Origin of the sequence: Micromonospora sp. NPDC047620 (assembly GCF_043205005.1) — a bacterium.
In the GTDB taxonomy this organism is placed as follows: domain Bacteria; phylum Actinomycetota; class Actinomycetes; order Mycobacteriales; family Micromonosporaceae; genus Micromonospora.
This window is the reverse complement of sequence record NZ_JBIDDG010000135.1, coordinates 1-1263: the sequence shown is the minus strand read 5'-3', so window position 1 is coordinate 1263 and position 1263 is coordinate 1. Positions and strand designations below refer to the sequence as shown.

General features: G+C 69.5%; 2 protein-coding genes. Both read right to left on the bottom strand.

From position 1 onward, the window contains the following. Positions 1-992, bottom strand: a 992-nt coding sequence (locus tag ACGF5C_RS34735) for an alpha/beta fold hydrolase (protein ID WP_393308652.1), incomplete at its 3' end; no start/stop codon positions are given. After that, positions 992-1263, bottom strand: a 272-nt coding sequence (locus ACGF5C_RS34730; RefSeq protein WP_393308650.1) for an alanine racemase C-terminal domain-containing protein, incomplete at its 5' end; no start/stop codon positions are given. The genes ACGF5C_RS34735 and ACGF5C_RS34730, both read right to left, overlap by 1 nt.

Sequence of the window (1263 nt, the reverse complement as noted above, 5' to 3'; positions counted from 1 at the left end):
ACCGTTATCATATGGGCGTCCGGCAGCGGGGGGGCGTGTTCCCGCGATTTGCGTAAGGGGATGATCTGGTCGTGGTCGCCGCCGACGACCAGCGCCGGCCGCGGCGCGAGCACCGGCAGCGCCGCCGATTCGTCGTGCACGTGCAGGGCTTCGAGAAATTTCACGATGGTCTCGACCGGCGTGCGATCGATCATCGAGGTGGTGAATCGCGACAGCGTGGGACTGACGTCGCCGTGGAACGAACTGACGTGCAGCACCGGGGTGATCAGCTGACGGGCCGTGACCCGCCCCGCCTGCACCAGCGCCGGCGAGGTGTGGGCGAGCACCCGGAACCCGTCGATTGCCGGACTGCGCAACAACTGTGCCGCACCGGCGCGGGTCACCCCGGCCGCGGTGGTGGACAGCAGTGCGGAGGCCAGCACGCGGCGCTCGAACAATTGCGGATCCCGTGCGGCCGCCGCGAGAATCGCCATCCCACCCATGGAATGCCCCACCAGCACCAGCGGGCCGTCGGGCGCACAATCCTCGATCACCCGCAGCAGGTCGCGTCCCAGCTGTGGAACCGTGCAATTCGCAGTGCTCGGCGTGCCGGAACTGCCGTGCCCGCGCAGATCGAAGAACACCATGCGGACCTCCGCGCCCCACTGCCGCGCCAGATCGCGGCGCTGAAAGTGGAACGAGTGCATGCTGTTACAGAATCCGTGCACGAAAACGACGGTGGCAGCGGGGTTCTCGGCGCCGACGACCCGCGCGGCCAGCGGTACGCCGTCGTCGGCCACCACCCGGCGGGCGGGATCGCGGTCCAGCAGCGTGAAATCCTCGTCGCGCAGGTCGTCACCGCGAGCCGGCCAGGCGACGGCCGCACCCATTCGCCGCAGGGCCTGCGCACCGGCCAGCGCGCCCAGCACACTCGCCGACGCCACCCCGCCACGCAGCAGTGTGGACCGCAACCGGCGCGCGCTCCGAAACTGATGTGCCCGTTCGGGTTCCATCACACCACCCCTGCCTGTCCGGTATAGCCTCGCACGACACGGCCGCGCGGGGAACACACGATCTCGTAATGGATGGTGTTCATCAGTTCCGCCCACCGCTGGGCGTGCGGATCACCCGGGGCCCCGCCGAACAGCACCGCGCGATCCCCCTCCTGCACTCCCTGCCGGTTCTCGCCCAGATCCACGACCAGCTGATCCATGCACACTCGGCCGATGTTCGGATACTCCGCATCCCCGATCCGCAGCGCGATCCGACCGCCCAGGCCGCGCG